This window comes from Neisseria sp. P0021.S007 (assembly GCF_051956855.1).
The window spans coordinates 1-538 of sequence record NZ_JBQCXA010001063.1; the positions used below are offsets into that span (position 1 = coordinate 1).

At 49.4% G+C, this 538-nt stretch carries 1 protein-coding gene; it reads left to right on the forward strand.

The features are described from left to right. Nucleotides 1-141 precede the first annotated feature (141 nt). On the forward strand, nt 142-538 hold a 397-nt coding region (locus ACTHUR_RS17535; RefSeq protein ID WP_440399996.1), incomplete at its 3' end, for a triose-phosphate isomerase.

Below are 538 nucleotides of genomic sequence, written 5' to 3' on the forward strand. Positions count from 1 at the left end.
TTATAAATCCTTGTCGGAGAGTGTGCCATCTTTCAGACGGCCTCGAGGCTTGTTAATAATTGCCAAGCGCACATATATCCACTAAACTTTCACATTACACGACGCTACAACAAGCAACAACCAACACACGGAGCAATAAAGATGTATCACCAAATCGGAATGTGGGACCAAAAATGGGTTATCGGCAACTGGAAAATGAACGGCCGACTCCAAAACAACAATGCGCTTATGCACCGCTTCCGTGTCATGCCAACCGCAGAACGCGTGTTAATCGGCCTGGCCGCTCCAACCGTTTATCTGTTGCAACTGCACAACGCCATGCAGATTGTTTTGAACAACCGCATCTTAACCTGTGCGCAAGACGTGAGCCGTTTCCCGAATAACGGCGCATACACTGGCGAAGTGTCCGCCGAAATGCTTGCCGACATCGGTACAGACATCGTTCTCATCGGCCACTCCGAGCGCAGCCTTTATTTCGGCGAGAAAAACGAAATTCAACGCCGCAAAATGGAAAACGTCCTCAACGTCGGCCTGATTC